Annotated in this window: 20 protein-coding genes and 2 riboswitches; of the genes, 13 read left to right on the forward strand and 7 right to left on the reverse strand. The window is 65.3% G+C overall.

From position 1 onward, the window contains the following. Positions 1-180: 180 nt before the first annotated feature. Genes hemL through V1261_RS00670 form a run of 3 tightly spaced genes read left to right on the forward strand, consistent with a single transcriptional unit; the run spans position 181 to position 3,578 of the window. The gene (gene hemL, locus V1261_RS00660) at positions 181-1,476 is read left to right on the forward strand and encodes a glutamate-1-semialdehyde 2,1-aminomutase (RefSeq protein ID WP_329769414.1); all 1,296 of its coding nucleotides are present in this window, start codon (positions 181-183) and stop codon (positions 1,474-1,476) included. A gap of 14 nt (positions 1,477-1,490) precedes the next feature. Further along, positions 1,491-2,366 (forward strand): acyltransferase, encoded by an 876-nt coding sequence (locus V1261_RS00665; RefSeq protein ID WP_329769416.1) that lies wholly within the window; start codon positions 1,491-1,493, stop codon positions 2,364-2,366. Then, a complete protein-coding gene (locus V1261_RS00670; RefSeq protein ID WP_329769418.1) occupies positions 2,367-3,578 on the forward strand; it encodes an MFS transporter in 1,212 nt (403 codons plus the stop codon). Between the two features lie 21 nt (positions 3,579-3,599). Here V1261_RS00670 and V1261_RS00675 read toward each other — a convergent pair whose 3' ends face one another. The 5 genes from V1261_RS00675 to dusB all read right to left on the reverse strand — a co-directional run bounded on the left by V1261_RS00675 (position 3,600) and on the right by dusB (position 9,414). Beyond that, on the reverse strand, positions 3,600-5,672 hold the full coding sequence (locus tag V1261_RS00675) for a TonB-dependent copper receptor (RefSeq protein ID WP_329769420.1): 2,073 nt from the start codon (positions 5,670-5,672) through the stop codon (positions 3,600-3,602). Positions 5,673-5,843: 171 nt separating this feature from the next. Then, positions 5,844-6,266, reverse strand: a complete 423-nt coding sequence (locus V1261_RS00680) for a DUF2946 family protein (protein ID WP_329769422.1) — start codon at positions 6,264-6,266, stop codon at positions 5,844-5,846. Between the two features lie 181 nt (positions 6,267-6,447). After that, a complete protein-coding gene (gene purH, locus V1261_RS00685; RefSeq protein ID WP_329769424.1) occupies positions 6,448-8,037 on the reverse strand; it encodes a bifunctional phosphoribosylaminoimidazolecarboxamide formyltransferase/IMP cyclohydrolase in 1,590 nt (529 codons plus the stop codon). Between the two features lie 42 nt (positions 8,038-8,079). Further along, positions 8,080-8,331, reverse strand: coding sequence for a helix-turn-helix domain-containing protein (locus V1261_RS00690; protein ID WP_329769425.1), 252 nt, complete (start codon positions 8,329-8,331; stop codon positions 8,080-8,082). Positions 8,332-8,367: 36 nt separating this feature from the next. Further along, positions 8,368-9,414: a tRNA dihydrouridine synthase DusB gene (gene dusB, locus V1261_RS00695; protein WP_329769426.1), complete on the reverse strand. Its 1,047-nt coding sequence runs from the start codon at positions 9,412-9,414 to the stop codon at positions 8,368-8,370. Between the two features lie 85 nt (positions 9,415-9,499). Here dusB and V1261_RS00700 point away from each other — a divergent pair, with 85 nt between their 5' ends. Then, positions 9,500-9,994 (forward strand): YqaA family protein, encoded by a 495-nt coding sequence (locus V1261_RS00700; protein WP_329769427.1) that lies wholly within the window; start codon positions 9,500-9,502, stop codon positions 9,992-9,994. A 65-nt stretch (positions 9,995-10,059) separates the two neighbouring features. Here V1261_RS00700 and V1261_RS00705 read toward each other — a convergent pair whose 3' ends face one another. Both V1261_RS00705 and V1261_RS00710 read right to left on the reverse strand, forming a co-directional pair. Beyond that, a complete protein-coding gene (locus V1261_RS00705; protein WP_329769428.1) occupies positions 10,060-10,284 on the reverse strand; it encodes a hypothetical protein in 225 nt (74 codons plus the stop codon). A gap of 125 nt (positions 10,285-10,409) precedes the next feature. Beyond that, positions 10,410-11,975: a bifunctional aminoglycoside phosphotransferase/ATP-binding protein gene (locus V1261_RS00710; protein ID WP_329769430.1), complete on the reverse strand. Its 1,566-nt coding sequence runs from the start codon at positions 11,973-11,975 to the stop codon at positions 10,410-10,412. A gap of 126 nt (positions 11,976-12,101) precedes the next feature. Beyond that, positions 12,102-12,204, forward strand: a riboswitch (glycine riboswitch). A gap of 13 nt (positions 12,205-12,217) precedes the next feature. After that, positions 12,218-12,316: riboswitch (glycine riboswitch) on the forward strand. A gap of 59 nt (positions 12,317-12,375) precedes the next feature. Here V1261_RS00710 and gcvT point away from each other — a divergent pair. From gcvT to V1261_RS00755, 9 genes are all read left to right on the forward strand, one after another. Beyond that, entirely contained in the window at positions 12,376-13,512 is a 1,137-nt protein-coding gene (gcvT, locus tag V1261_RS00715; protein ID WP_329769432.1) for a glycine cleavage system aminomethyltransferase GcvT, read from the forward strand. A 45-nt stretch (positions 13,513-13,557) separates the two neighbouring features. After that, a complete protein-coding gene (gcvH, locus tag V1261_RS00720) occupies positions 13,558-13,929 on the forward strand; it encodes a glycine cleavage system protein GcvH (protein ID WP_329769434.1) in 372 nt (123 codons plus the stop codon). A 90-nt stretch (positions 13,930-14,019) separates the two neighbouring features. Then, positions 14,020-16,911, forward strand: a complete 2,892-nt coding sequence (gene gcvP, locus V1261_RS00725; RefSeq protein ID WP_329769436.1) for an aminomethyl-transferring glycine dehydrogenase — start codon at positions 14,020-14,022, stop codon at positions 16,909-16,911. 160 nt (positions 16,912-17,071) lie between these two features. Next, positions 17,072-20,014: a monovalent cation/H+ antiporter subunit A gene (locus V1261_RS00730; protein ID WP_329769437.1), complete on the forward strand. Its 2,943-nt coding sequence runs from the start codon at positions 17,072-17,074 to the stop codon at positions 20,012-20,014. Beyond that, the gene (locus V1261_RS00735; RefSeq protein ID WP_329769438.1) at positions 20,014-20,373 is read left to right on the forward strand and encodes a Na+/H+ antiporter subunit C; all 360 of its coding nucleotides are present in this window, start codon (positions 20,014-20,016) and stop codon (positions 20,371-20,373) included. The genes V1261_RS00730 and V1261_RS00735 overlap by 1 nt, the downstream gene beginning before the upstream one ends. Positions 20,374-20,393: 20 nt before the next feature. After that, positions 20,394-22,199 (forward strand): monovalent cation/H+ antiporter subunit D, encoded by a 1,806-nt coding sequence (locus tag V1261_RS00740; protein WP_436231792.1) that lies wholly within the window; start codon positions 20,394-20,396, stop codon positions 22,197-22,199. Then, on the forward strand, positions 22,196-22,687 hold the full coding sequence (locus V1261_RS00745) for a Na+/H+ antiporter subunit E (protein ID WP_329769440.1): 492 nt from the start codon (positions 22,196-22,198) through the stop codon (positions 22,685-22,687). Before V1261_RS00740 ends, V1261_RS00745 begins: the two co-directional genes overlap by 4 nt. After that, on the forward strand, positions 22,684-22,983 hold the full coding sequence (locus V1261_RS00750; protein ID WP_405197991.1) for a K+/H+ antiporter subunit F: 300 nt from the start codon (positions 22,684-22,686) through the stop codon (positions 22,981-22,983). The genes V1261_RS00745 and V1261_RS00750 overlap by 4 nt, the downstream gene beginning before the upstream one ends. Then, positions 22,980-23,351 carry a monovalent cation/H(+) antiporter subunit G gene (locus V1261_RS00755; protein WP_329769441.1) on the forward strand — a complete coding sequence of 124 codons (372 nt, stop codon included), beginning with the start codon at positions 22,980-22,982 and terminating at the stop codon, positions 23,349-23,351. The genes V1261_RS00750 and V1261_RS00755 overlap by 4 nt, the downstream gene beginning before the upstream one ends. Positions 23,352-23,355 lie beyond the last annotated feature (4 nt).

Raw genomic sequence — 23,355 nt, forward strand, 5'->3', positions numbered from 1 at the left:
GTTGGTTCTTGCAATGGAATCGATTCTATCCAGTCTGACAAGGCACATGGACATTCTGTTGCATGTACGGGAATGCACTGACTTTTTCACAGTGGCGCGGTAAACTTGCAGATTGGGCCGGAGATGCCCGGGCAGCACAGCGGGTGTTGCCGTCCGCGCCCCGTCAGCCGAGTGTCCTGCATGTCTTCCTCCTCTTCCGACCGTAACCAGCAACTGTTCGATCGCGCCCAGCGCGTGATTCCGGGCGGCGTCAACTCGCCGGTGCGCGCCTTCCGCGCCGTCGGTGGCACGCCCCGCTTCATCGAACGCGCCCAGGGCGCCTACCTGTGGGATGCCGAAGGCCGCCGCCTGATCGATTACCTCGGTTCCTGGGGTCCGATGATCCTCGGCCATGGCCACCCGGCCGTGCTCGAAGCGGTGCAAAAAGCTGCGCTTGAAGGCTTCTCCTTTGGTGCGCCGACCGAGCGCGAGATCGAGCTGGCCGAAGAAATCATCAATATCATGCCCGGCCTGGAAATGGTGCGCCTGGTGTCTTCCGGCACCGAAGCCGGCATGAGCGCGATCCGCCTGGCGCGTGGCGCCACCGGCCGCAACCGCATCCTCAAGTTCGAGGGCTGCTACCACGGCCACGCCGATGCGCTGCTGGTCAAGGCCGGCTCCGGCCTGGCCACTTTTGGTGCCGCCACCAGTGCCGGCGTGCCGCAAGCCGTGGTGCAGGACACGCTGGTGCTCGAATTCAACAACGTGGCGCAACTCGAGGAAGCCTTTGCCCTGCACGGCAAGGAGCTGGCCTGCATCATCATGGAGCCGATCGCCGGCAACATGAACTTCGTGCGTCCGACGCCGGAATTTGCCCGCCGCTGCCGCGAGCTGTGTACCGAACACGGCGCGCTGCTGATCATCGACGAGGTGATGACCGGCTTCCGCGTAGCGCTGCGCGGCGCGCAATCGGTGCTCGGCATCGAGGCCGACATCACGGTCATGGGCAAGGTGATTGGCGGCGGCATGCCGCTGGCAGCCTTTGGCGGCAAGCGTGCCATCATGGAACACATCTCGCCGCTGGGTGGCGTGTACCAGGCCGGCACCCTGTCCGGCAACCCGGTCGCTACTGCCTGCGGTCTGGCCACGCTGCGCGAGATCCAGAAGCCCGGCTTCTACGAGGCCCTCGGTGCCAAGACAAAGCGCTTCATGGACGGCCTGCAACAGGCGGCCGATGCCGCTGGCGTACCCTTCCGCACCGATTGCGAAGGCGGCATGTTCGGCTTCTTCCTGCTGCCCGAGCTGCCGCAGAACTACGGCCAGGTGATGCGTAGCGACGGTGCCCGCTTCAACCGCTTCTTCCACGGCATGCTCGATGCCGGCGCGCACTTTGCCCCGGCGCTGTACGAAGCCGGTTTTGTCAGCGCCGCCCATACCGATGCCGACATCGACGAGACCGTGGCGATGGCCGCCGACGTATTCAAGAGCCTGGCCTGAACCACCGCCCCATCATGTCCTTCCTGAAAATCCTGTTCTCCGGCAGCGTGCTGGCCCTCAACACGCTGCTGGTGAGCCTGCTGATGCTGCCCTGGGCGCTGCTCAAGCTGCTGCCTTTTGCTCCGGTGCGCCGCTTGTGCAACCGCATGCTGGCCGCCACCGCCGCGCTCTGGATCAGCGTCAACGACTGGTGGGTGCGCATCGTCAACGGCGGCCGCATCGAGGCCACCGGTATCGAATCGCTGGATCCGCAGGGCTGGTACCTGGTGCTGTGCAACCACCAGAGCTGGGTCGACATCATCGCCATGCAGCAGGTGTTCAATGGCCGCATCCCCTTCCTCAAGTTCTTCATCAAGCACGAGCTGATCTATGTGCCGGTGATTGGCCTGTCCTGGTGGGCGCTGGATTTTCCCTTCATGCGCCGCCGCGCCGATACGGTCGAACAGGATCTGGAAGCCGCCCGTGCCGCCTGCCTGAAATTCCGCCAGACGCCCACCTCGGTGATGAACTTCCTCGAAGGCACGCGCTTTTCCCCTGAAGTCCATGCCGAGCAGAAATCGCCCTACCGCCACCTGCTCAAGCCCAAGGGCGCCGGCATTGGCGTGGTGCTGGACAACCTGGCCGACAAGTTCACCCAGGTGCTGGACGTGACGATTGCCTACCCGGAAGGCGTGCCGAGCTTTGTCGATGTCATGGCTGGTCGCATGGGACGTGTGCAGCTGCATGTGCGCGCGCTGCCGGTGCCGGACACGCTGCAACCCAGGGAGGGCCAGTCGCTGTCACCCATGGCGGTGCAGCGCTGGGTGATGCAGCTCTGGAAGCAGAAGGACGCCCAGCTGGACCGCATGCTGAACCCCGGCACTGACTCCAGCAACCAGCCTGCCGCCTGAATGTCTGACACTACGACTACTCCGCCCGAGCACCCGTTTTCCCGCCTGCTGCTGTTCGTCTTTGGCCTGATCGGCGTGTTCGCCTTCCTGCAGGTCTATTCAGTGCAGGCGATCCTGCCGCTGCTGCTGCAGGATTTCGATGCCAGCGTGGTGCAGGTCGGCAACACCGTCGGCGCCACCGTGCTGGCGGTGGCACTGACCTCGCCGTTTATCGGCATGCTGTCCGATGCCATCGGGCGCAAGAAGATCATCGTCGGCTCGCTGCTGTTCCTGGCGCTGCCGACCGGGCTGATCGCCGCCACGGACAGCATCCAGCTGCTGACCGCGCTGCGCTTCCTGCAGGGCCTGGCCGTACCCGGCATCACGGTGGTGACGATTGCCTATATTGGCGAGGAGTTCCGCGGCAAGGACATGACGCGCCTGATGGCGGCCTATGTCGCCGGTACCGTGCTCGGCGGATTCCTTGGCCGCTTCGTGCTTGGCCATCTGGTGGAGTGGATGAGCTGGCGCCAGGCCTTCCTGGTGATGTGCGCGCTGACGATCTGCGGTGCCTTGCTGGTCTGGCATTTCCTGCCGCGCTCACGCCGCTTTGTCGCCAACCGCCATCTGGGCAGCAGCCTGCAGACGCTGGCCAGCCACCTGCGCAACCCGGCCGTGCTGACCGCCTGCGCCGTCGGTTTCTGCGTGCTGTTCTCGCTGGTCGGCGGCTTTACCTACATCAACCTGCACCTGGCCGCTGCGCCCTACCAGTTCAGTACCGCCGATCTGGCCAACGTGTTTGCCGTCTACCTGCTGGGCGTGGTGATCACGCCCATCTCGGGCAAGATCCTGCCGCTGCTGGGCGCACGCAAGTCGATCCTGATCGCGATGAGCGTCTCGGCCATCGGCCTGCTGCTGACGCTGCTGCCGGCGGCCTGGATGATCATCGTGGCGCTGGCCATCATGTCCAGCGGCATCTTCATCACGCAATCTTCCACCATCAGCTTCATTGCCCACCGCGTGCCGGTCGGGCGCTCACTGGCCTCGGGCCTATACTACATGGGCTATTACGCCGGCGGCTCGGTCGGCGCCTGGGTGTGTGGCCTGGCCTACACCCAAGGCGCCTGGCCGCTGACGGTGGCGGTGATCCTGGTGGCGCAGCTGCTGTCGCTGCTGCTGGTGTTCTGGCTGATGCCGCCACCGGTGACTTCCGCCGTGATCCGGCAGCATTGACGTGCCTGCGCCAGCGCTGGCTCAGTCCAGCGCCACCGTGGTCTTCAGCCACCAGGTTCGGCCGGGTTCGTTGATGCGGCTCGTCTGCACATAGCCCGGAATCATGGCTCCCGAGCGCGACAGGTGCTCGGCATAGGTCTTGTCAAACACGTTGTCGATGCCGGCAATCACGCGCATGCGCTTGTTGACGCGATAGCTGCCGTTGAGCGACAGCGTACCGTAGCCAGCCGTCGGTCCGGTATCCTGGCCGGCAATATTGCCCTTGCCGATATCGACGCGATCCTGCCTGGCGGCCATGCGCCACAGCGCACCGGCGCTCCAGGTACCGTTGTTCCAGTTCAGGCCGAGCTTGCCTTCCAGCGGCGGCTGCTGTGCCAGCGGCGTGCCATCGGTGCGGTTCTTGCCATGCACATAGGCCAGGCTGCCATCCAGCGTCCATTGCGGCGTCAGCGCGTAGCTCAGCGCGGCTTCCAGACCGTAAGTGGTGGCATCGACATTGCGCGACTGGTTACGGCCACCGCGGTTGTCAATCGTGATGTAGTCGTTGACGCGGCCATAGAACGCTGACACGCTGCTGGACAGCTTGTCCGCCTTCCAGTTGGCGCCCACATCCAGCTGCGTGGTCTTTTCCGGTCGGGTGTAGAAGGCGCTGTTACTGGTCTCGCTCCAGCGGTTGCCACCCACGGTTTCCCAGAAATCCGGGAAACGCTGTACATGGCCCAGGCCGGCGTAGACCGAGCCATTGCCTTCGCTGATATCGCGCTCCCAGCGCACGAAGCCGCTGGGCAAGGTTTCGCTGCGCGAATCGCCAGATGTGGTCAGACCGGGCGCGGTGCGGTCATCTTCACCCTTCCAGTGGTCAACGCGCAAGCCACCGATCAGGCGCTGTGTGTCGTCCAGTTCGTGGCGCACCTCGCCAAATACACCCAGCTGACGATATTCGGCGTTGTCGTTGCGTGACTTGGAGAGATAGTCAGTACCGGTACGCAGCTTATGCTGGTTGGATTGAGCGTCCAGGCCTGTCACCAGCTGGGTTTGCGGCGTCAGCTGCAGCGTGGCCGCCACGCGGCCTCCGATGGTCTCGCGATCCGGGTTGCTGAGCGCACGCCTTTCTACCGGCGTATTCGGCCGCATGCTGTAGTTGTCCATCACGTGGTCGATGTAGTTGCGATAGACGTTGGCCTCGACCTTGCGCAGCAGCGGCGAGATATTGCGCTTTTCGAAGCGCAGGCCGATGTTCTCGCGATCGAACCTGGTGCCGTCCATCATGCGGTCGGCATAGGCCGCCTCGCCATCGCTGCGGCCATAGGACAGTTCGTAGAAGGTGTTGTCATCCGGCGTCAGGCCCAGGGCGATACGGCCACTCCAGCGCTCATAGTTCGAGTGCACCTCGTTGCCACTGCCCTCCTCGTAGTTGTTCGAACGGGTATAGGTAGCGCCACCGCGCACATAAAAGTCCGGCGTGGCGTATTGCAGATCACCCATCAGGTCGCGGCGGCCAAAATCGGCCACGGTGGCGCTCAGGTTGCCGGTCAGTTCCGGCTCCAGCGGACGCTCGCCGCGATCCCGCTCGAACAACACCGTGCCGGCCACGTTGCCCGGGCCGTGGATCACGGTCTGCGGCCCCTTGAGCACGGTCAGGCGGTCATAGGCGTCGGGAAACACATAGGCGGTCGGCGGGTCCATGCGGCCGCCGCAGCCACCCAGGATGTGCTCGCCATCCAGCAGCACGTTCAGGCGCGATCCGGCCATGCCGCGCAGCACCGGGTCGCCATCGGTGCCACCCTTGCGGATCACGGTGAAGCCGGGAATGGTCTTGAGGATGTCGGCTCCGTCCTGCGCCGGAATCGGCTGGCGCGCCTGGCGCGGATCGGTCACGACGGTGAGTGGCTGGCCGGCTCCAGCACCCATACCGGCACCGGTCACGACGACGCGGTAACTGGCACCCTGTGCCGCACTGGCGGTCACTTCCGTCGGGGCAGCAGTGGAAACGGCTTCAGGGGTTTGTGCCAGCAGGGTGGCGGGCCAGGCCAGAATGGCGAGGGCGACAGGGGTCAGCACGGGTGCCGACAGACGTGAAAAACGGGCTTGCATGATAAGAACTTTCCAGAAGGCGCACACTCGACAGCACATCACAGGACTGAACCCGCAATGGCGTAGCGCGCTATGGCCAGGCAAACCGTGCCCGCGGCAGATGCCGTCAGGCAGACGCAGGCATGAAAGCCGGGCGTCAGGCGGATTGCAGATGAAAAAGAGGCGAGTCGATCAGGAAAGGACCGGGGGTGCGCGTACCCGCGGCAAGGCCCAGGGCTGGTGACCGGCCAGCAAGGTGGGAGAGGTCGGCTGCAACTGGCCTGCCAGCTGCAACGACGGCGCGGGCAAGACCGTTTCGGCATCGGGCAGTGGCACCATGGCCGCAGCCGCACAGAGCGCGCAATAGGGCAGCAAGGCGACCGGATCAGGCTCCTCGCCCTCCCCGCCTGCATCGGCCCAGCCGACCATTGGCAGATAGGCCATGCCTTCGGCGGTACACACTTCCAGCATGGCCTCGGGCGTGGGTGCCAGCGCCATGCGGGTCTGGTGCTGGGCACTTTGCACGCCCATGCCGGCATGCCACAGCACCGCCAGCGTGGCCAGCAGCCACGCCAGTCGGGATCGCACCAGGAAGGAACGGCTCTGCTGTCGCATGGACTGGATCATACGCAAGACACATGTTGTTGCAAGTGCAAAACCCAGCCATTTGCACAGAACATGATATATATCAAAGCTGAATGAAATGCAGTAGATTTCATGCAACATGCCGGACACAAAAAAGGAGGCCGAAGCCTCCCTGTGTCGTCATGACCGCCGCAGGCGGCCTGTCTGTCTATCAGTGGCGGAAATGGCGCACGCCGCTGAACACCATGGCCACGCCACGCTCGTTGGCCGCGTCGATCACTTCCTGGTCACGCATCGAGCCACCCGGCTGGATCACGCAAGTCGCGCCGTGGTCGATCACCACGTCCAGGCCGTCACGGAACGGGAAGAAGGCATCGCTGGCCACGACCGTGCCTTCCAGGCTCAGGCCGGCGGCTTCCGCCTTGATGGAGGCGATGCGGGCCGAATCCAGACGGCTCATCTGGCCAGCGCCGACGCCCATGGTCATGCCGTCCTTGCAGAACACGATGGCATTGCTCTTGACGAACTGCGCCACTTTCCAGGCAAACAGCATGTCCTGCACCTGCTGCTCGGTCGGCTGCAGCGTGGTCACCATCTTCATGTCCTCGCGCTGCAGCTCGTGGTTATCGGCAGTCTGTAGCAGCAGGCCGCCACCGACGCGCTTGGCCTCGATGCTGTTGGCAACACGCGCGGTACCGGCCGGCAGCGCGATCTTCATCAGGCGCACATTGGTCTTGGGCTTGAACACTTCCAGCGCTTCTTCGGTGAAGTCGGGCGCCATCAGCACTTCCACGAACTGCTTGACGATCAGCTCGGCTGCGGCCTTGTCCAGCGTGCGGTTCAGCGCGATGATGCCGCCAAAGGCACTGGTCGGATCGGTCTTGAAGGCCTTGCTGTAGGCCTCGGCCGGATCGGCACCAATCGCCACGCCGCACGGGTTGGCGTGCTTGACGATGACGCAGGCCGGCTCGTCGAACTGCTTCACGCATTCCCAGGCCGCATCGGCATCGGCGATGTTGTTGTAGCTCAGCTCCTTGCCCTGCAGCTGCTCGCCGGTGACGATGCAGCCGGGAGTCGGGTACAGGTCGCGGTACCAGGCCGCCTGCTGGTGGCTGTTCTCGCCGTAGCGCAGATCCTGCAGCTTGACGAACATGCCGTTGCTCTGGCCCGGGAACAGCACGCGCTCGGGCGTGGCGTCCACGCTGGCTTCGTCAAAGGTGATGGACGACAGGTAGTCGCTGATGGCACCGTCGTACTGGGCGATGCGGTTGAATGCCGCCACCGACAGTGCGAACTTGGTCGCCAGGCTGACCTTGCCGACGGCCTTCAGGTCCTGTACCACCTGGGCGTACTGGCTGGCATCGGTCAGCACCGCCACGTCCTTCCAGTTCTTGGCGGCGGAGCGCACCATGGCCGGGCCACCAATGTCGATGTTCTCGATCGCATCAGCCAGCGTGCAGCCGGCCTTGGCCACGGTGGCCTCGAACGGGTACAGGTTCACGCACAGGATGTCGATGGTCGGGATGTCGTGCTGCTGCAGCGCGGCCATGTGCTCCGGCAGGTCACGGCGCGCCAGCAGGCCGCCATGCACCTTGGGGTGCAGCGTCTTGACGCGGCCATCCAGCATTTCGGGGAAGCCGGTGTGGTCGGCCACTTCGGTCACCGGCAGGCCGCTGTCGGCCAGCAGCTTGGCAGTGCCGCCGGTGGACAGCAGCTTTACGCCCAGGGCATTCAGCTCCTTGGCCAGTTCAACGATACCGGTCTTGTCCGAGACGGACAGCAGTGCGGTCAGGGTAGTCATGTGTTTTCCTTGTTGTCGTGAATGACAGTTGAAAGAAGGCGCTCAGCCGCGCGGAGCGGCATCCAGCATGCCGTGTTCCACCAGCTTCTTGCGCAGGGTGTTGCGGTTCAGGCCCAGCCACTGGGCCGCCTTGCTCTGGTTGTTGCGGGTCTGCTCCATCACCAGCTCCAGCAAGGGCTTTTCCACGGTGCGCAGCAGCATCTCGTACATGTTGTTGGGCTCCTGCCCTTGCAGGTCATCCAGGTACTGGTGCAGATTGCCTCGCACACAGGCTTCCAATTTGTCGTGTCCCATGAATCCCCTTGCTCAATTGTCTATTTTTTATGCAGATTATGCCGCCTGCCGCCAATTTTCGGCAGTCAGGTCAACCCCGGGCTGGATGTCAGGCAAGTAGTCGTGCGATTGCTCCAGCGTGCGGAAATAGCCATCCACCAGTTCCGACTGCAGCTGCGCCTCTTCCACCTGGTTGATCTGCTGGCGGAATTCCGCCGCACCGGGCAGGCCGGCCAGATACCAGCCGATATGCTTGCGCGCGCTGCGCACGCCGGAGAACTCGCCATGCAGCGCATGGTGGTCCTGCAGATGCTGCAGCAGCGCCTCGCGTACCTCGGCCACGCGTGGCGGCGCCAGCGGCTCGCCGGTGGCCAGATAGTGCGCGATCTCGCGGAACAGCCAGGGGCGACCCATGGCTGCGCGGCCCACCATCAGTGCGTCGGCACCGGTCTGCGCCAGCACGGCGGCAGCCTTTTCCGGGCTGTCGATATCGCCATTCGCCACCACCGGAATACCCAGCCCGGCCTTGATCTCGGCGATCGTCTCGTACTCGGCAGCGCCCTTGTAGCCCTGCTCGCGCGTGCGGCCATGCACGGTCAGCATGGCGATGCCGGCCTGTTCGGCCTGGCGCGCCAGCTGCGGTGCATTGCGCTGGTCCGCTGCCCAGCCGGTGCGCATTTTCAGCGTCACCGGCACCTGCTGCGGCGCACAGGCCTGCACCACCGCCTCGATGATCTGCATGGCCAACGGCTGGTTCTGCATCAGCGCCGAACCGGCCCACTTGTTGCACACCTTCTTCGCCGGGCAGCCCATGTTGATGTCGATGATCTGCGCGCCACGATCGATGTTGTAGCGTGCCGCATCGGCCATCTCCTGCGGATCGACACCGGCGATCTGCACCGCGATCGGGCCCGGCTCCCCCTCGTGGTTGGCCCGGCGCGAGGTCTTGAGGCTTTTCCACAAGTCCTTGCGCGAAGTCACCATTTCACTCACCGCATAGCCGGCGCCAAAGCGGCGGCAGAGCTGCCGAAACGGCCTATCCGTCACCCCCGCCATGGGGGCAACGAACAGCTGGTTCGGCAAGGTGAATTGGGCGATCTGCATCGGTCGGGTCTGCAACGGAAAAACTTACGATTCTAACGTGCACAATTTTTATGCACAAGCCTGGGTATGCGTATACTTGCGCGCCATGGAGTCCTTCTTTCACGCGCTGCTGAGCGCGCTGTCCCTGCCGCAATACGGGTTGAGCACGGTATTCGTGGTCGCCTTCATCTCGGCTACGCTGCTGCCTATGGGCTCGGAGCCGGCGGTGTTCGGCCTGATCGAACTCAATCCCTCGCTGTTCTGGCCCACCATCCTGGTCGCCACCGTGGGCAACACCTTGGGCGGTGCGCTCAACTGGTGGATCGGCCTGGGCACGCACAAGGTGGTGGACAAGGCACGCCAGGACCGCACCCACCTGCGCGCACTGGAATGGCTGCAGCGGCTCGGCCCCAAGGCCTGCGTGCTGGCCTGGCTACCGATCATCGGCGATCCGCTCTGTGCCGTGGCCGGCTGGCTGCGCCTGCCGTTCTGGCCCTGCATCGGCTGGATGGCGCTGGGCAAGTTCCTGCGCTACCTGACCATGACCGGGCTGCTGCTGTGGGCGGTACCGGACAGCTGGATCGCGCGCGTGCTGCACTGAGCCGCAGCGGACAAGACAAGGGCACCCCGCAGGGTGCCCTTGTCATTCAGGGGAATCGATCCCGCTTACTTGGTGACTTCACCAATGCCGTAGCCCACGGCACCGCCGATGGCAGCACCGCCCACGGTACGGCCAACGCTGCCGGAGCCGGTAGTAGCACCGATCACGGCACCCGCGCCGGCACCCACGGTGGCGGCCTTCTGGCTGCGGTTCATGTCGTCCCAGGTGGAGCAGCCGACAGTGGCCAGGGAAGCTGCAGCAACAGCAGTGATGGCAATCCAGTTACGCATAGTGTTCTCCTTGCTTGATAAGACTGCCCATGACTTCAGGCAGTTAGGGTCATGCTACTGCCGTCATTGCGCCGGGAGCCGTTACCAGATGCAAGAGTCTGCAAGCAGGTTAGCTCCCGGCAAGCTCACTCCGCCAGCAGGCGCGGCCAATCCACCGGCTGCGACACATCGAGCAACAGCGCCTGCGGCAGCTCTTCGGCTGCCAGCGGCTGGACATGCGCCAGCTGGCTCTCCAGCACCGCCAGATCGGCTTCGGAGGCGTCCTGCCCCTGCTGCTGACGTTGCTGCACACGCTCGCGCAACAGCTCCGGCGTGGCCTGCAGGCTCAGGATCTGGAACGGCACACCCAGCCGCGCCGCCAACTGCTGCATGGGCGCGCGGTGCTGTTGCTGCATGAAGGTGGCATCGAGCACCACCGGGTAGCCAGCCTGCAGCACCTGCTGTGCCAGCTGCCCCAGTCGGGCATAGGTCTGCTCCGAGGCCTCGGCGGTATAGATGTCCGCCTGGCCATGGCTGCTGGCCAGCGGTGCCAGGCCGAACAGGCGCTTGCGCTCGACATCGGCTCGGATGCGGATCGCGCCGGTATGCGCCGACAGCGCCTGCGCCTGGTAGCTCTTGCCCGATCCCGACAGGCCATGCATGATCCACAGCCGCGGCTGGCTCGGCTGGCTCAGGCGATCGGCCAGTTGCAGGTAGGCCGTGGCCTCCGGCAGGCCTTGCAGCGCCGCCACCTTGGCACGCACCAGCGCCCGGTACACGAGGAAATAGCGCAGCGTCTCCAGCCCGGCATAGTCGCCGGTCTGCTCCAGCCAGGTATTGAGCACGCGCCAGGCCAGATCGGGTCGATCCCGGTGCAGCAGGTCCATCACCAGGAAGGCCAGGTCGGCCATCACGTCCACCCAGCGGAAGGCCGGCGAAAACTCGATCGCATCAAATGGTACCGGCTTGCCCTGCAGCAACACCAGATTGCCCAGATGCAGGTCGCCATGGCACTCGCGGATCCAGCCCTGCTGCCAGCGCTGCTGGAACAGCGGTGCCAGCCGCGCGCTTTCGGCACGCGTCCAGCGCAGCAGGCGCTGCAGCATGGCGCGCTCGTCCGCGCTGTGCAGGCGGCCACGCAGGGTGCCAAAGTTGTCGGCTGCCGCATGGCAGATGCCCATGGGATCGCCATGCGGCGCCCCCGGCGCGGAGACCTCGGCCACGGCATGCATCTGCGCCACCTGCAGCGCCAGCGCATCCAGTTGTTCCGGCTGCAGCTCGCCACGCGCGGCCAGTACAGCCAGCAGGCCGTCCTGTTCAAAACGGCGCATTTGCACCGCGTAATCGATCGCTTCGCCGTCACCGCCCCAGACCGGTTGTTGCGGCGTGCCGGTAATCGGCACCAGCGCCTCGTACAGCTCGGGCGCAGTGCGGCGGTTCAGGCGCAGCTCTTCCTCGCTGCCGTGGCGGCGCAGCGCCCGCGTGCTGTAGTCCAGAAAGCCCAGGTTCAGCGGCTTGCGCAGCTTGTAGGCCTTGTCGCCAGCCAGCAGCACCCAGGAAATATGCGTCTGCCGGCATTGCACCGGCGCACCGGGATGCCGTGCCTGCAACTGCTGCTGCAGCTGTTCCACCATCTGCTGAGCAGTGGCCAGATCCATTTCGGGGATCATGCGGCGGACGGGAGGTGCAGAGGTGGAATCGGTGGCAGACATGGCAGCAGCCCGGAAGAGTCAAGGAATGCCCCTATTCTATGGATGACCAAAACAGACTGCAGCCAGCGCCGGTTTTGCGATTCCGCACATTCCCGGATAGCACTTTGGCAGGGACTGTCCCTATAATCGCGCTTGTCAGGAGAGTGTCGCGTGTGTCATGCGTGGCCGCCGAAGGCGCAGGGTGCATTGCACGCCAGAACGCTCAGGCACCAAGGACTGACAGCCACTTTTCTGTCCGGAAAGTGTGCCCCGCTGGAGAGTGCAGCCCGTGCTGCCACCGAAGGAGCAAGTTGCCCGTCATGGCAATGAATCTCTCAGGTACCAGGGACAGCGGGGCCTGCCCTGCCTGCTGCGGCTAGTGCCCTGCGGGTTGTCTGTCCTTTTGTGAAAGCGATACACCATGTCCTCTGCCACGCCGGAAAGCGATCTGCTGCTGACTCCCCTGAATGCCCTGCACCTGGAACTGGGTGCCCGCATGGTGCCGTTTGCCGGCTACTCCATGCCCGTGCAATACGAAGGCCTGCTGGCCGAACACAAGCAGACGCGCGAATCCGCCAGCCTGTTCGACGTATCCCACATGGGCCAGATCCGCATTTCCGGCCCCGATGCCGGCCTGGCACTCGAAAGCCTGATGCCGATGGACGTGATCGGCCTGGGCGTGGATCGCCAGCGCTACGGCCTGCTGCTGAATGACCAGGGCGGCATCATCGACGACCTGATGTTCGTCAACCGCGGCACGCACTACTTCCTGATCGTCAACGGCGCCTGCAAGGCCGGCGACCTGCAGCACATGCAGGAGCGCATCGGCACGCGCTGCACCATTACCCCGATGCCGGACCAGGGCCTGCTGGCGCTGCAGGGTCCGCAGGCCGCGGCCGCGCTGGAGCGCCTGGTTCCGGGCGTGCAGGAACTGGTGTTCATGACCGGCGCCGCCTTCCAGTGGGAAGGTGCCGAACTCTACATCACGCGCAGCGGCTACACCGGCGAGGACGGTTTCGAGATTTCCGTGCCAGGTGAGCGCACCGAGGCCCTGGCTCGTGCCCTGCTGGCACAACCCGAAGTCAAGCCGGCCGGCCTGGGCGCGCGCAACTCGCTGCGCCTCGAAGCCGGCCTGGGCCTGTACGGCAATGACCTGGATACCACCACCACCCCGACCGAAGCCGTGCTTGGCTGGTCGATCCAGAAGGTGCGCCGCACTGGCGGAGACCGTGCTGGCGGCTTCCCCGGTGCCGAAGTGGTACTGGGCCAGATCGATGGCCAGCAGCCCGTCACGCGCAAGCGCATCGGCCTGGTCGGCAGCGGCCGCACCCCGATCCGCGAACCCGCCACGCTGGTCAACAGCGCCGGCGAACAGATCGGCGTCATCACCAGCGGCCTGCCCAGCCCGACGCTGGGCCAGCCGATTGCCATGGGCTATATCCAGCCCGACTACATCCAGAATGGCCAGGAAATCTTCGCGCAGGTGCGCAAGCAGGCGATTCCGGTGCAGCTGGCCAACATGCCGTTCGTGGCGCACAACTACAAGCGCGCCAAGTAAACTTTTCCTATTCCCACCAATTCAATCCTGTCACTGGAGAAACCCATGAGCCTGAAGTACACCGAAGACCACGAATGGATCAAGATCGAAGGCGATATCGCCACCGTCGGCATCACCCTGCACGCGCAGGATGCCCTGGGTGACGTGGTGTTCGTCGAACTGCCCGAAGTCGGCAGCAGCCACGAGCAGAAGGACGCCATCGGCGTGGTCGAGTCGGTCAAGGCCGCCGCCGACGTCTACATGCCGGTCAGCGGCGAAATCACCGAGGTGAACGAGTCCCTGCAGGACGATCCCTCCGTCATCAACAGCGATCCGCTGAACGCCGGCTGGTTCTTCAAGGTCAAGCTGTCCGATCCGTCCCAGCTCGATGCCCTGATGGACGAGACCGCCTACGACGAGCTGCTGAAGAACGCCTGATCCCGGGCGATCCCCCGCCTGACTTTTTCCGCGGCCTGCGCCCTTGGGGACAGGCCGCTATCTCCATTCCTGTCGTCCGCCGGAGTCTCCATGTCCCGCCCTGCCCTGTCCTCCCTGGAAAATGCCAGCGAATTCATCGCCCGCCACATCGGCATCACTGCCGAAGACGAACAGCACATGCTGTCGGTGATCGGTGAAGCCTCGCGCCAGTCCCTGATCGATTCCATCGTGCCGGCAAATATCCGCCGCACTGCCGCGATGGATCTGCCCGCCGCCATCACCGAAGCCGATGCACTGGCCGAACTGAAGGCCATCGCCGGCAAGAACCAGCACCAGATGAAGAGCTTCATCGGCCAGGGCTACTACAGCAACCACCTGCCCACTGTGATCCTGCGCAACGTGCTGGAAAACCCCGCCTGGTACACCTCGTACACGCCCTACCAGGCCGAGATCAGCCAGGGCCGCATGGAAGCGCTGGTGAACTTCCAGACCATGGTCGCCGAACTGACCGGCATGCCGATTGCCAACGCCTCCATGCTGGATGAAGCCACCGCCGCCGCCGAAGCCATGACGCTGGCCAAGCGCACGGTGAAGGCCAAGGGCAACGTGATCATCGTCAGTGGTGACGCACATCCGCAGACGATCGAGGTGATGCAGACGCGCGCCGCGCCGCTGGGCCTGAGCATCAAGGTGGTGCAGTCGCACGCCGAATGGGATGCCGCCATCGCCGCTGACGACTACTTTGCCGCGCTGATCCAGTACCCGGCCAGCAGCGGCTGGCTGATGGACTGGAGCGCCGAATCCGACAAGATCCACGCCAAGAACGCCGCCGTCATCATGGCCAGCGACCTGCTGGCACTGACGCTGCTGAAGACGCCCGGTGAAATGGGCGCCGACATCGTGGTCGGCTGTGCGCAACGCTTTGGCATGCCGATGGGTGCCGGCGGCCCGCACGCCGGCTTCATGGCCTGCATGGACAACTTCAAGCGCAGCATGCCCGGCCGTCTGGTCGGCGTCAGCGTGGACGTGCACGGCAAGCCGGCCTATCGCCTGGCGCTGCAGACACGCGAACAGCACATCCGCCGCGAAAAGGCCACCAGCAACATCTGTACCGCGCAGGCGCTGCCGGCCATCATCTCCAGCATGTACGCGGTCTACCACGGCCCCGAAGGCCTGAAGCGCATCGCCAGCCGCGTCGCGCGCCTGACCGCGATCCTGGCTGCCGGCCTGCAGCAGCTGGGCCATGCCAACCTGCATGGCGACACCGCCTTCGACACCATCAGCCTGAAGACCGATGACGCGACCGACGCCCTGGCCGCACGCGCCGTGCAGCTGGGTGCCAACCTGCGCAAGGCCTGGGATAGCTACCTGTGCATCTCGCTGGACGAGACCCACACGCGCGCCGATGTCGAGCTGCTGTGGAGCATCTTCGGCGAAGGCAAGACCCTGCCCGACTTTGACGCGCTGGAACAATCCGCTGCCGACTTGATCCCCGAAGCGCTGCGCCGCAGCAGCGACTTCATGACGCACCCGGTATTCAACTCGCACCACAGCGAAACCGGCATGCTGCGCTACATACGCACCCTGTCCGACAAGGACCTCGCGCTGGACCGCAGCATGATCCCGCTGGGCAGCTGCACCATGAAGCTGAACGCCACCAGCGAGATGATCCCGATCACCTGGGCCGAGTTCGCCAACGTGCACCCGTTTGCCCCGTTGGAACAGCAGGCCGGTTACGCCGAGCTGGATCAGCAGCTGCGCCGCTGGCTGTCCAACATCACCGGCTATGCCGATGTCAGCCTGCAGCCCAACGCCGGTTCGCAGGGCGAGTACGCCGGCCTGCTGGCGATCAAGGCCTGGCAGGAAGCGCGCGGCCAAAGCCAGCGCGACATCTGCCTGATCCCGGCCAGTGCCCACGGCACCAACCCTGCCAGCGCCATCATGGCCGGCCTGAAGGTGGTGGTCACCGCCACCGACGCCCAGGGCAACGTCGACATGGACGACCTGAAGGCCAAGTGCGAGAAACACAGCGAGCAGCTGGCCTGCGTCATGATCACCTACCCGAGCACGCACGGCGTGTTCGAGCAGCAGGTCAAGGCGCTGTGCGAGCTGGTGCACAGCCATGGTGGCCGCGTCTACCTGGACGGTGCCAACATGAACGCCATGGTCGGCGTGGCCGCACCGGGCGAGTTTGGCGGTGACGTCAGCCACCTGAACCTGCACAAGACCTTCTGCATCCCGCACGGTGGCGGCGGCCCCGGCGTCGGTCCGGTCTGCGTGGTGGAAGACCTGGTGCCCTACCTGCCCGGCCACCAGACCGGCGGTGACCAGCGCACCATCGGTGCCGTCAGTGCCGCGCCCTACGGCAACGCCAGCGTGCTGCCGATCACCTGGATGTACATCCACATGATGGGTGCCGACGGCCTGACCCAGGCCACCGAAGCCGCCATCCTGAGCGCCAACTACATCAGCAAGCGCCTGGCCGACCACTACCCGACGCTGTACGCCAGCGCCAACGGCCACGTCGCGCACGAATGTATCCTGGACCTGCGCGGCCTGAAGGACACCAGCGGCGTGATGGCCGAGGACGTGGCCAAGCGTCTGGCCGATTATGGCTTCCACGCGCCGACGCTGAGCTTCCCGGTGGCCAACACGCTGATGGTGGAGCCGACCGAGAGCGAGACGCTGGAAGAGCTGGAGCGCTTCATCCAGGCCATGATCGCCATCCGCGAGGAAATCCGCCAGGTCGAGCAAGGTGCCTGGCCGCAGGACGACAACCCGCTGAAGAATGCGCCGCACACGGCCGACAGCCTGCTGGCTGCCGACTGGGCACATCCCTACAGCCGCGACACCGGCGCAGCGCTGGCCGGCCGCCTGCCGGGCACGGTCAAGTACTGGCCGCCGGTTGGCCGCGTGGACAACGTCTACGGCGACCGCAACCTGTTCTGCAGCTGCATCCCGCTGTCGGAATACGCCGAATAAGTCCTACCTGATTGACGGGTTGCCTGCGGTTTCTGGCGTAACCGCAGGCAAATGCCCATAAAATCAGGACAAATTGCCATTTGGCCCATCCTGCATGGGTCGGAAGCGGGTGCATCGTGCCCGTGGCGCCATCTGCCCACCCCCAACCTCCGACGCCTGCATGACCTTGATGCTCCTGCTGGCGCTGCCGTTCCTAGGGAGCGCCCTGGCAGCCCTGCTGCCTACCCACGCCCGTAACGCTGCTGCAACCCTCTCCGCACTGGTAGCCCTTGCTGCCCTGGTGCAGGTCGCGCTGATGTTCCCTGAACTGCAGGCCGGCCACGTGCTGCGCGAGGAATGGGTCTGGCTGCCGAATGTCGGCCTCAACTTCATCATCCGGGTCGACGGTTTTGCCTGGATGTTTGCCATGCTGGTCACCGGCATCGGCATGCTGGTGGCCCTCTATGCGCGCTACTACATGTCCAAGGACGATCCGGTACCGCGCTTCTTCTCCTTCTTCCTCGCCTTCATGGGCGCCATGCTTGGCGTGGTGCTGTCGGGCAACCTGGTACAGCTGGTGTTCTTCTGGGAGCTGACCAGCCTGTTCTCCTTCCTGCTGATCGGTTACTGGCACCACCGCAAGGACGCGCGCCGCGGCGCGCGCATGGCGCTGACCGTCACGGGCGCCGGCGGGCTGGCCCTGCTGGGCGGCGTGCTGCTGCTTGGCCATATCGCCGGCAGCTACGAGCTGGACGTGGTGCTGGCCTCGGGTGACCGCATCCGCGCCCACCCCTACTACCTGCCGATGCTGGTGCTGGTGCTGCTAGGCGCACTGACCAAGAGCGCGCAGTTTCCCTTCCATTTCTGGCTGCCGCGCGCCATGGCCGCGCCGACGCCAGTCTCGGCCTACCTGCACTCGGCGACGATGGTGAAGGCTGGCGTGTTCCTGCTGGCGCGCCTGTGGCCGGCGCTGGCCGGCACCGAGGCCTGGTTCTGGATCCTGGGCGGCGCTGGTGCCATCACCCTGGTGATCGGCTCGTTCAAGGCGATCTTCCAGAATGACCTGAAAGGCCTGCTGGCCTACTCCACCGTCAGCCAGCTCGGCCTGATCGCGGTGCTGCTGTCGCTCAACAGCCCGATGGCGGCCGTGGCCGGCGTGTTCCACATCATCAATCACGCCACTTTCAAGGCCTCGCTGTTCATGACCGCTGGCATCATCGACCACGAGACCGGTACGCGCGACATCCGTCGCCTGTCCGGCCTGATCCACGTGATGCCGATCACCGGCACACTGGCGATTGTGGCCAGTGCCGCCATGGCCGGCGTACCGCTGCTCAACGGCTTCCTGTCCAAGGAAATGTTCTTTGCCGAAACCGTGCATCTCGATGCCACCGGCTGGCTCGAGATAACCCTGCCGCTGCTGGCACTGGCAGCCTCGATGTTCGGCATGGCCTATTCGCTGCGCTTTACCGCCAGCGTGTTCTTCGGCAAGCTGTCGAAGAACCTGCCGCGCGAACCGCACGAGCCGGTGCGCTGGATGCGCATCCCGATCGAGCTGCTGGTGCTGCTGTGCCTGCTGGTCGGCACCCTGCCCGAAGCGTTTATCGGCCAGGTGCTGGCGGTGGCCGCCACGCCTGTGGTCGGCGGCCAGCTGCCGGAATACAGCCTGGCGCTGTGGCACGGCTGGAACGCACCGCTGATCATGAGCCTGATCGCCATGGTGGGCGGCATCACGCTCTACCTGCTGCTGCGCAAGCCGCAGGACCAGGACCGCATCCGCCACACGCCGCTGCTCGGCCGCCTGGATGGCGAGCGCATGTTCAACTGGTGCATGGCGCTGCTGCAGCAGTCGGCACGCAAGTTCCAGCGCATCGCCTACACGCGCCGGCTGCAGGCGCAGATGTTCATGCTGATCCTGAGCTGCATCGTGGTGGTGGCGGCCTCGCTGGCCGTGTCCGGCCTGAGCTGGGGCGACCGCCCTGGCCTGCCGCTGACGGCCGACTTTGCCCTGCTCTGGCTGGTCGGTGCCGCCTGCGCTATCGGTGCCGCGGCCCAGGCCAAGTTCCACCGGCTGGCAGCGCTGATCCTGATGGGCGGTGCCGGCCTGGTGGTCTGCCTGACCTTTGTCTGGTTCTCGGCGCCCGACCTGGCGCTGACACAGCTGTCGGTCGAAGTGGTGACCACCATCGTGTTCCTGCTGGCGCTGCGCTGGCTGCCCAAGCGCGAGCCGCGCGACGACAGCCTGGACCTGCGTGCCCGCATCCGCCGCCTGCGAGACCTGATTCTGGCCATCGTCGTCGGTACCGGCATGGCGGTGCTGTCCTATGCGCTGATGACGCGCCAGACACCGCAAAGCATTTCGCCCTTCTTCCTCGAGCGCGCGCTGCCGGAAGGCGGCGGCACCAACGTGGTGAACGTGATGCTGGTCGATTTCCGTGCCTTCGACACCATGGGCGAGATCGTGGTGCTGGCCGCAGTCGGCCTGACCGTGTATGCGCTGCTGCGCCGCTTCCGTCCGCCGCTGGAAAGCATCGAGCTGCCGCGCCAGCAGGCCGCCACCCCGGCCGACCTGCTGACCGACCTGGTCAACCCGCGCAGCGTGCCGGATACCGCGGTCGGCTACCTGATGGTGCCGGCGGTGCTGACGCGCGTGCTGCTGCCAATCACCATGCTGCTGTCGGCGCACCTGTTCCTGCGCGGCCACAATGCGCCCGGCGGCGGCTTTGTCGCCGGCCTGGTGATGTCGATCGGCCTGCTGGCGCAGTTCATGATTGCCGGCACGCAATGGGTCGAGGCCCACTTCAACCTGGACCTGCGCCGCTGGGTCTCCTACGGCCTGCTGATCGCCGGCCTGACCGGACTCGGCTCGCTGGCGCTGGGCTATCCCTTCATGACCACGCACACCGCACACGTCACGCTGCCGCTGCTGGGCGAGATCCACCTGCCCACCGCCGCGCTGTTCGACCTCGGCGTGTTCATGGTGGTGGTCGGCTCCACCCTGCTGATGCTGACCGCGATTGCCCACCAGTCGATCCGCCGCCAGCGCAAGCCGGTACGCGATGAGGGCGCCACCTCCGAATCGGTGGCACCGGACCGCGAAGAATACGACAAGGAGAACACCTGATGGAACTCGTCATGGCCATTGCCATCGGCATCCTGACCGGCTCCGGCATCTGGCTGGTGCTGCGCCCGCGGACCTTCCAGCTCATCATCGGGCTGTCGCTGCTGTCCTATGCCGTCAACCTGTTCATCTTCGTTTCCGGCAGCCTGACCATTGCGCGTGAGCCGATCGTACTGTCCTGGCTGCTGCCAACGCTGCAGAACTACACCGACCCGATGCCGCAGGCACTGGTACTGACCGCCATCGTGATCGGCTTTGCCACCACCGCACTGTTCCTGGTGGTGATGCTGGCCGCGCGCGGCCTGGCCGATACCGACCACGTGGACGGCAAGGAATACAAGGCCAAGGAGTACCAGCCGTGAGGGAGTGGATTGCCAGCCTGATGCCCCACCTGCTGGTCGCGCCGGTGCTGCTGCCAATGCTGACCGCCGCCATCATGCTGCTGCTGGGCGAGCGCACCAGCTGGGCCAAGCGCATCGTGGCGCTGGTGTCCTGTTCGCTGGGCGTGATCATCGCCCTGCTGCTGCTGGTCTGGGTGCGTGGCGGCGATGGCGCGCTCGGTGTCGGTGTCTACCTGCCGGGCAACTGGCAGGTGCCGTTCGGCATCTCGCTGGTCGCCGACCGGCTGACGGCCATGATGCTGCTGATCACCTCGGTGATCGGCCTGTGCGCCATGCTGTTTGCCATGGCCGGCTGGGACAAGGCCGGCGTGCATTTCTATTCGCTGTTCCAGCTGCAGCTGATGGGCCTGAACGGTGCCTTCCTGACGGCCGACCTGTTCAACCTGTTCGTGTTCTTCGAGATCATGCTGACCGCTTCCTACGGCTTGCTGCTGCATGGCACGGGCTGGCCACGGGTGCGTTCGGGCATGCACTACATCGCCTTCAACCTGATGGCCTCGCTGCTGTTCCTGCTGGGCGCGGCCATGCTGTACGGCGTGACCGGCACGCTGAACATGGCCGACATGGCGACCAAGATCCCGCTGATTCCGGAAAGCGACCGCGGCCTGCTGCACGCCGGTGCCGCCCTGCTGGCAATGGCCTTCCTGTCCAAGGCCGCGATCTGGCCGATGAACTTCTGGCTGGCGCCGGCCTACTCGGCCGCGAGCCCGGCGGTCGCGGCGCTGTTTGCCGTGATGACCAAGGTCGGCCTGTACGCTCTGCTGCGCCTGTGGACGCTGCTGTTCCCGCCCAGCGCCACCGGCTCCGAACTGTTCGGCAGCGAATGGCTGACCTGGGCCGGCCTGCTCACCATCGGCTTTGCCTCGATCGGCCTGTTTGCCTCGCAGCGTCTGGGCAAGCTGGCCGGCTTCTCGGTGCTGGTGTCGTCCGGCACGCTGCTGGCGGCCTTCGGCTTTGGCCAGGCCACTGTCACCGGCGGCGCGCTCTACTACCTGATCAGCTCCACGCTGGCGATGAGCGCGCTGTTCCTGGTGATCGACCTGATCGAACGCGCGCGCCAGGAAGAAGAAAAAGTCCCGTCCTTCGACCCGGACGAGGAAGGCCTGCCCTTCCCGATCGACATGCTGGAGCCGCCGCCCGAAACCAACCTGGACGAGAAGGAAGAAGCGCTGATCGGCCGCGCCATCCCCGGCGCGATTGCCGTGCTGGGCGTCTCCTTCATCATGTGCGCGCTGCTGATCGCCGGCCTGCCGCCGATGTCCGGCTTTGTCGGCAAGGTGGTGATGCTGACCGGCCTGATCAACCCGCACGGCATGGGCGTCTACGGTGCCGACATCCCGGTCACGGCCTGGGTGCTGCTGGTGATGATCATCGTCTCCGGCCTGCTCGCCACCATTGCCTATTCGCGCGCCGGCATCCGCTTTTTCTGGGCACCCCAGGACCGGCCAGCCCCCTGGCTGCGCGTGATCGAGATCGTGCCGATCACGGTGCTGCTGGGCCTGTGCGTGCTGCTGATCGTGCATGTCGGCTCGGTGCTGCGCTATACCGAGCGCACCGCCCACATGCTGCACGTGCCGACTGCCTATATCGATGCCGTCAAGGCGACGCGCGTCAAGCCGGGCCCGACCTCGCAGCCGCTACCGGCCGCCGTGCCGCATCCGGTACCGGTGCCGCAGCAACCCGCCGCGTCGGTGCCAGTCATCACGCCGCGCATCGCCCCGGTGCCGATGCCGGCCGCCAGCCCACCGGCTACCGTGCCGCCGGCCCTGCCAGGAGCGTCCTCATGATGCGCCGCCTGTTTCCCTCCCCGCTGCTGTCGGCATCGCTGGTCGCGATCTGGCTGCTGATCAACGAATCGCTCTCGGCCGGCAACTGGATCCTGGCGCTGCTGCTGGGCTGGTTGCTGCCGCTGCTGTTTGGTTCGCTGCGCCCGCAGCGCCCGCGTATCCGCCGCCCGCTGCTGCTCACGCGCCTGATCTTTCGGGTCGGCTACGACGTGCTGATCTCGGTAGTCGAAGTCGCCCGGGGCGTGTTCGTCTCCGGCAAGCGCGAACCGAACAGCCAGTTCGTGGTGATTCCGCTGGAGCTGCGTGACCCGAGTGCACTGGCCTCGCTGGCCGTGATCACCACCGTGGTACCCGGCACCGTCTGGTGCGAGCTGGCGCGCGACAGCAGCGCCGTCATGCTGCACGTCTGGGACCTGCAGGACGAAGCCACCTTCATCAAGATGTACAAGACCCGTTACGAGTCTGCCCTGCTGGAGATTTTCCAATGATCGACCTGATGCAATCGATGAATCCGGTGCTGCACGTGGCGCTGCTGTTCACGCTGTTCTGCTACGCGCTGGCGGTCTGCATGGCGCTGTGGCGGCTGCTGCACGGCCCGTCGGCGCAGGACCGCATCCTGGCGCTGGACTATGTCTACATGGTGGCGATGCTGGCGGTGCTGGTACTGGGTATCCGCAACATGAGTACCATGTATTTTGAGGCGGCCCTGCTGATCGCGCTGACCGGCTTTGTCAGCTCGGCCGCACTGGCCAAGTTCCTGCTGCGCGGGGAGGTGATCGAATGAATACGGTCCTGCCCTGGTGGGTCGAGACGCTGGTCTCGCTGCTGCTGGTGGCTAGCGGCATCTTTGCCGTGCTGGCCAGCTGGGGGCTGCTGCAACTCAAGAGCTTCTTCAAGCGCCTGCACCCGACGGCGCTGGTCACCACGGCCGCCTCCTGGTGCGTCACGCTGGCTTCGGTAGTCTATTTCAGCACCGTCAATGCACGGCTGTCGCTCAGCACCTGGCTGATCATCATCATCCTGTCGATTTCGGTGCCGATCACCACCGTGCTGCTGGCACGCGCCGCCGTGTTCCGTCACCGCCAGGCCGGCGATCCGCGCCTGCCACAGCCGCTGTTGCGCGGCCGGCAAGCGCAGCAGGAGCAGGAATAAGGGA

Source organism: Brachymonas sp. J145 (assembly GCF_036312245.1).
GTDB classification, from domain to species: domain Bacteria; phylum Pseudomonadota; class Gammaproteobacteria; order Burkholderiales; family Burkholderiaceae_C; genus Brachymonas; species Brachymonas wangyanguii.

What these genes read in the sequence shown, in the direction of transcription:
- hemL (WP_329769414.1), top strand. Translation starts at nt 181, where the DNA reads ATGTCTTCCTCCTCTTCCGACCGTAACCAGCAACTGTTCGATCGCGCC.
- V1261_RS00665 (WP_329769416.1), top strand. Translation starts at nt 1,491, where the DNA reads ATGTCCTTCCTGAAAATCCTGTTCTCCGGCAGCGTGCTGGCCCTCAAC.
- V1261_RS00670 (WP_329769418.1), top strand. Translation starts at nt 2,367, where the DNA reads ATGTCTGACACTACGACTACTCCGCCCGAGCACCCGTTTTCCCGCCTG.
- V1261_RS00675 (WP_329769420.1), bottom strand. Translation starts at nt 5,672, where the DNA reads ATGCAAGCCCGTTTTTCACGTCTGTCGGCACCCGTGCTGACCCCTGTC.
- V1261_RS00680 (WP_329769422.1), bottom strand. Translation starts at nt 6,266, where the DNA reads ATGCGACAGCAGAGCCGTTCCTTCCTGGTGCGATCCCGACTGGCGTGG.
- purH (WP_329769424.1), bottom strand. Translation starts at nt 8,037, where the DNA reads ATGACTACCCTGACCGCACTGCTGTCCGTCTCGGACAAGACCGGTATC.
- V1261_RS00690 (WP_329769425.1), bottom strand. Translation starts at nt 8,331, where the DNA reads ATGGGACACGACAAATTGGAAGCCTGTGTGCGAGGCAATCTGCACCAG.
- dusB (WP_329769426.1), bottom strand. Translation starts at nt 9,414, where the DNA reads ATGCAGATCGCCCAATTCACCTTGCCGAACCAGCTGTTCGTTGCCCCC.
- V1261_RS00700 (WP_329769427.1), top strand. Translation starts at nt 9,500, where the DNA reads ATGGAGTCCTTCTTTCACGCGCTGCTGAGCGCGCTGTCCCTGCCGCAA.
- V1261_RS00705 (WP_329769428.1), bottom strand. Translation starts at nt 10,284, where the DNA reads ATGCGTAACTGGATTGCCATCACTGCTGTTGCTGCAGCTTCCCTGGCC.
- V1261_RS00710 (WP_329769430.1), bottom strand. Translation starts at nt 11,975, where the DNA reads ATGTCTGCCACCGATTCCACCTCTGCACCTCCCGTCCGCCGCATGATC.
- gcvT (WP_329769432.1), top strand. Translation starts at nt 12,376, where the DNA reads ATGTCCTCTGCCACGCCGGAAAGCGATCTGCTGCTGACTCCCCTGAAT.
- gcvH (WP_329769434.1), top strand. Translation starts at nt 13,558, where the DNA reads ATGAGCCTGAAGTACACCGAAGACCACGAATGGATCAAGATCGAAGGC.
- gcvP (WP_329769436.1), top strand. Translation starts at nt 14,020, where the DNA reads ATGTCCCGCCCTGCCCTGTCCTCCCTGGAAAATGCCAGCGAATTCATC.
- V1261_RS00730 (WP_329769437.1), top strand. Translation starts at nt 17,072, where the DNA reads ATGACCTTGATGCTCCTGCTGGCGCTGCCGTTCCTAGGGAGCGCCCTG.
- V1261_RS00735 (WP_329769438.1), top strand. Translation starts at nt 20,014, where the DNA reads ATGGAACTCGTCATGGCCATTGCCATCGGCATCCTGACCGGCTCCGGC.
- V1261_RS00740 (WP_436231792.1), top strand. Translation starts at nt 20,394, where the DNA reads ATGCCCCACCTGCTGGTCGCGCCGGTGCTGCTGCCAATGCTGACCGCC.
- V1261_RS00745 (WP_329769440.1), top strand. Translation starts at nt 22,196, where the DNA reads ATGATGCGCCGCCTGTTTCCCTCCCCGCTGCTGTCGGCATCGCTGGTC.
- V1261_RS00750 (WP_405197991.1), top strand. Translation starts at nt 22,684, where the DNA reads ATGATCGACCTGATGCAATCGATGAATCCGGTGCTGCACGTGGCGCTG.
- V1261_RS00755 (WP_329769441.1), top strand. Translation starts at nt 22,980, where the DNA reads ATGAATACGGTCCTGCCCTGGTGGGTCGAGACGCTGGTCTCGCTGCTG.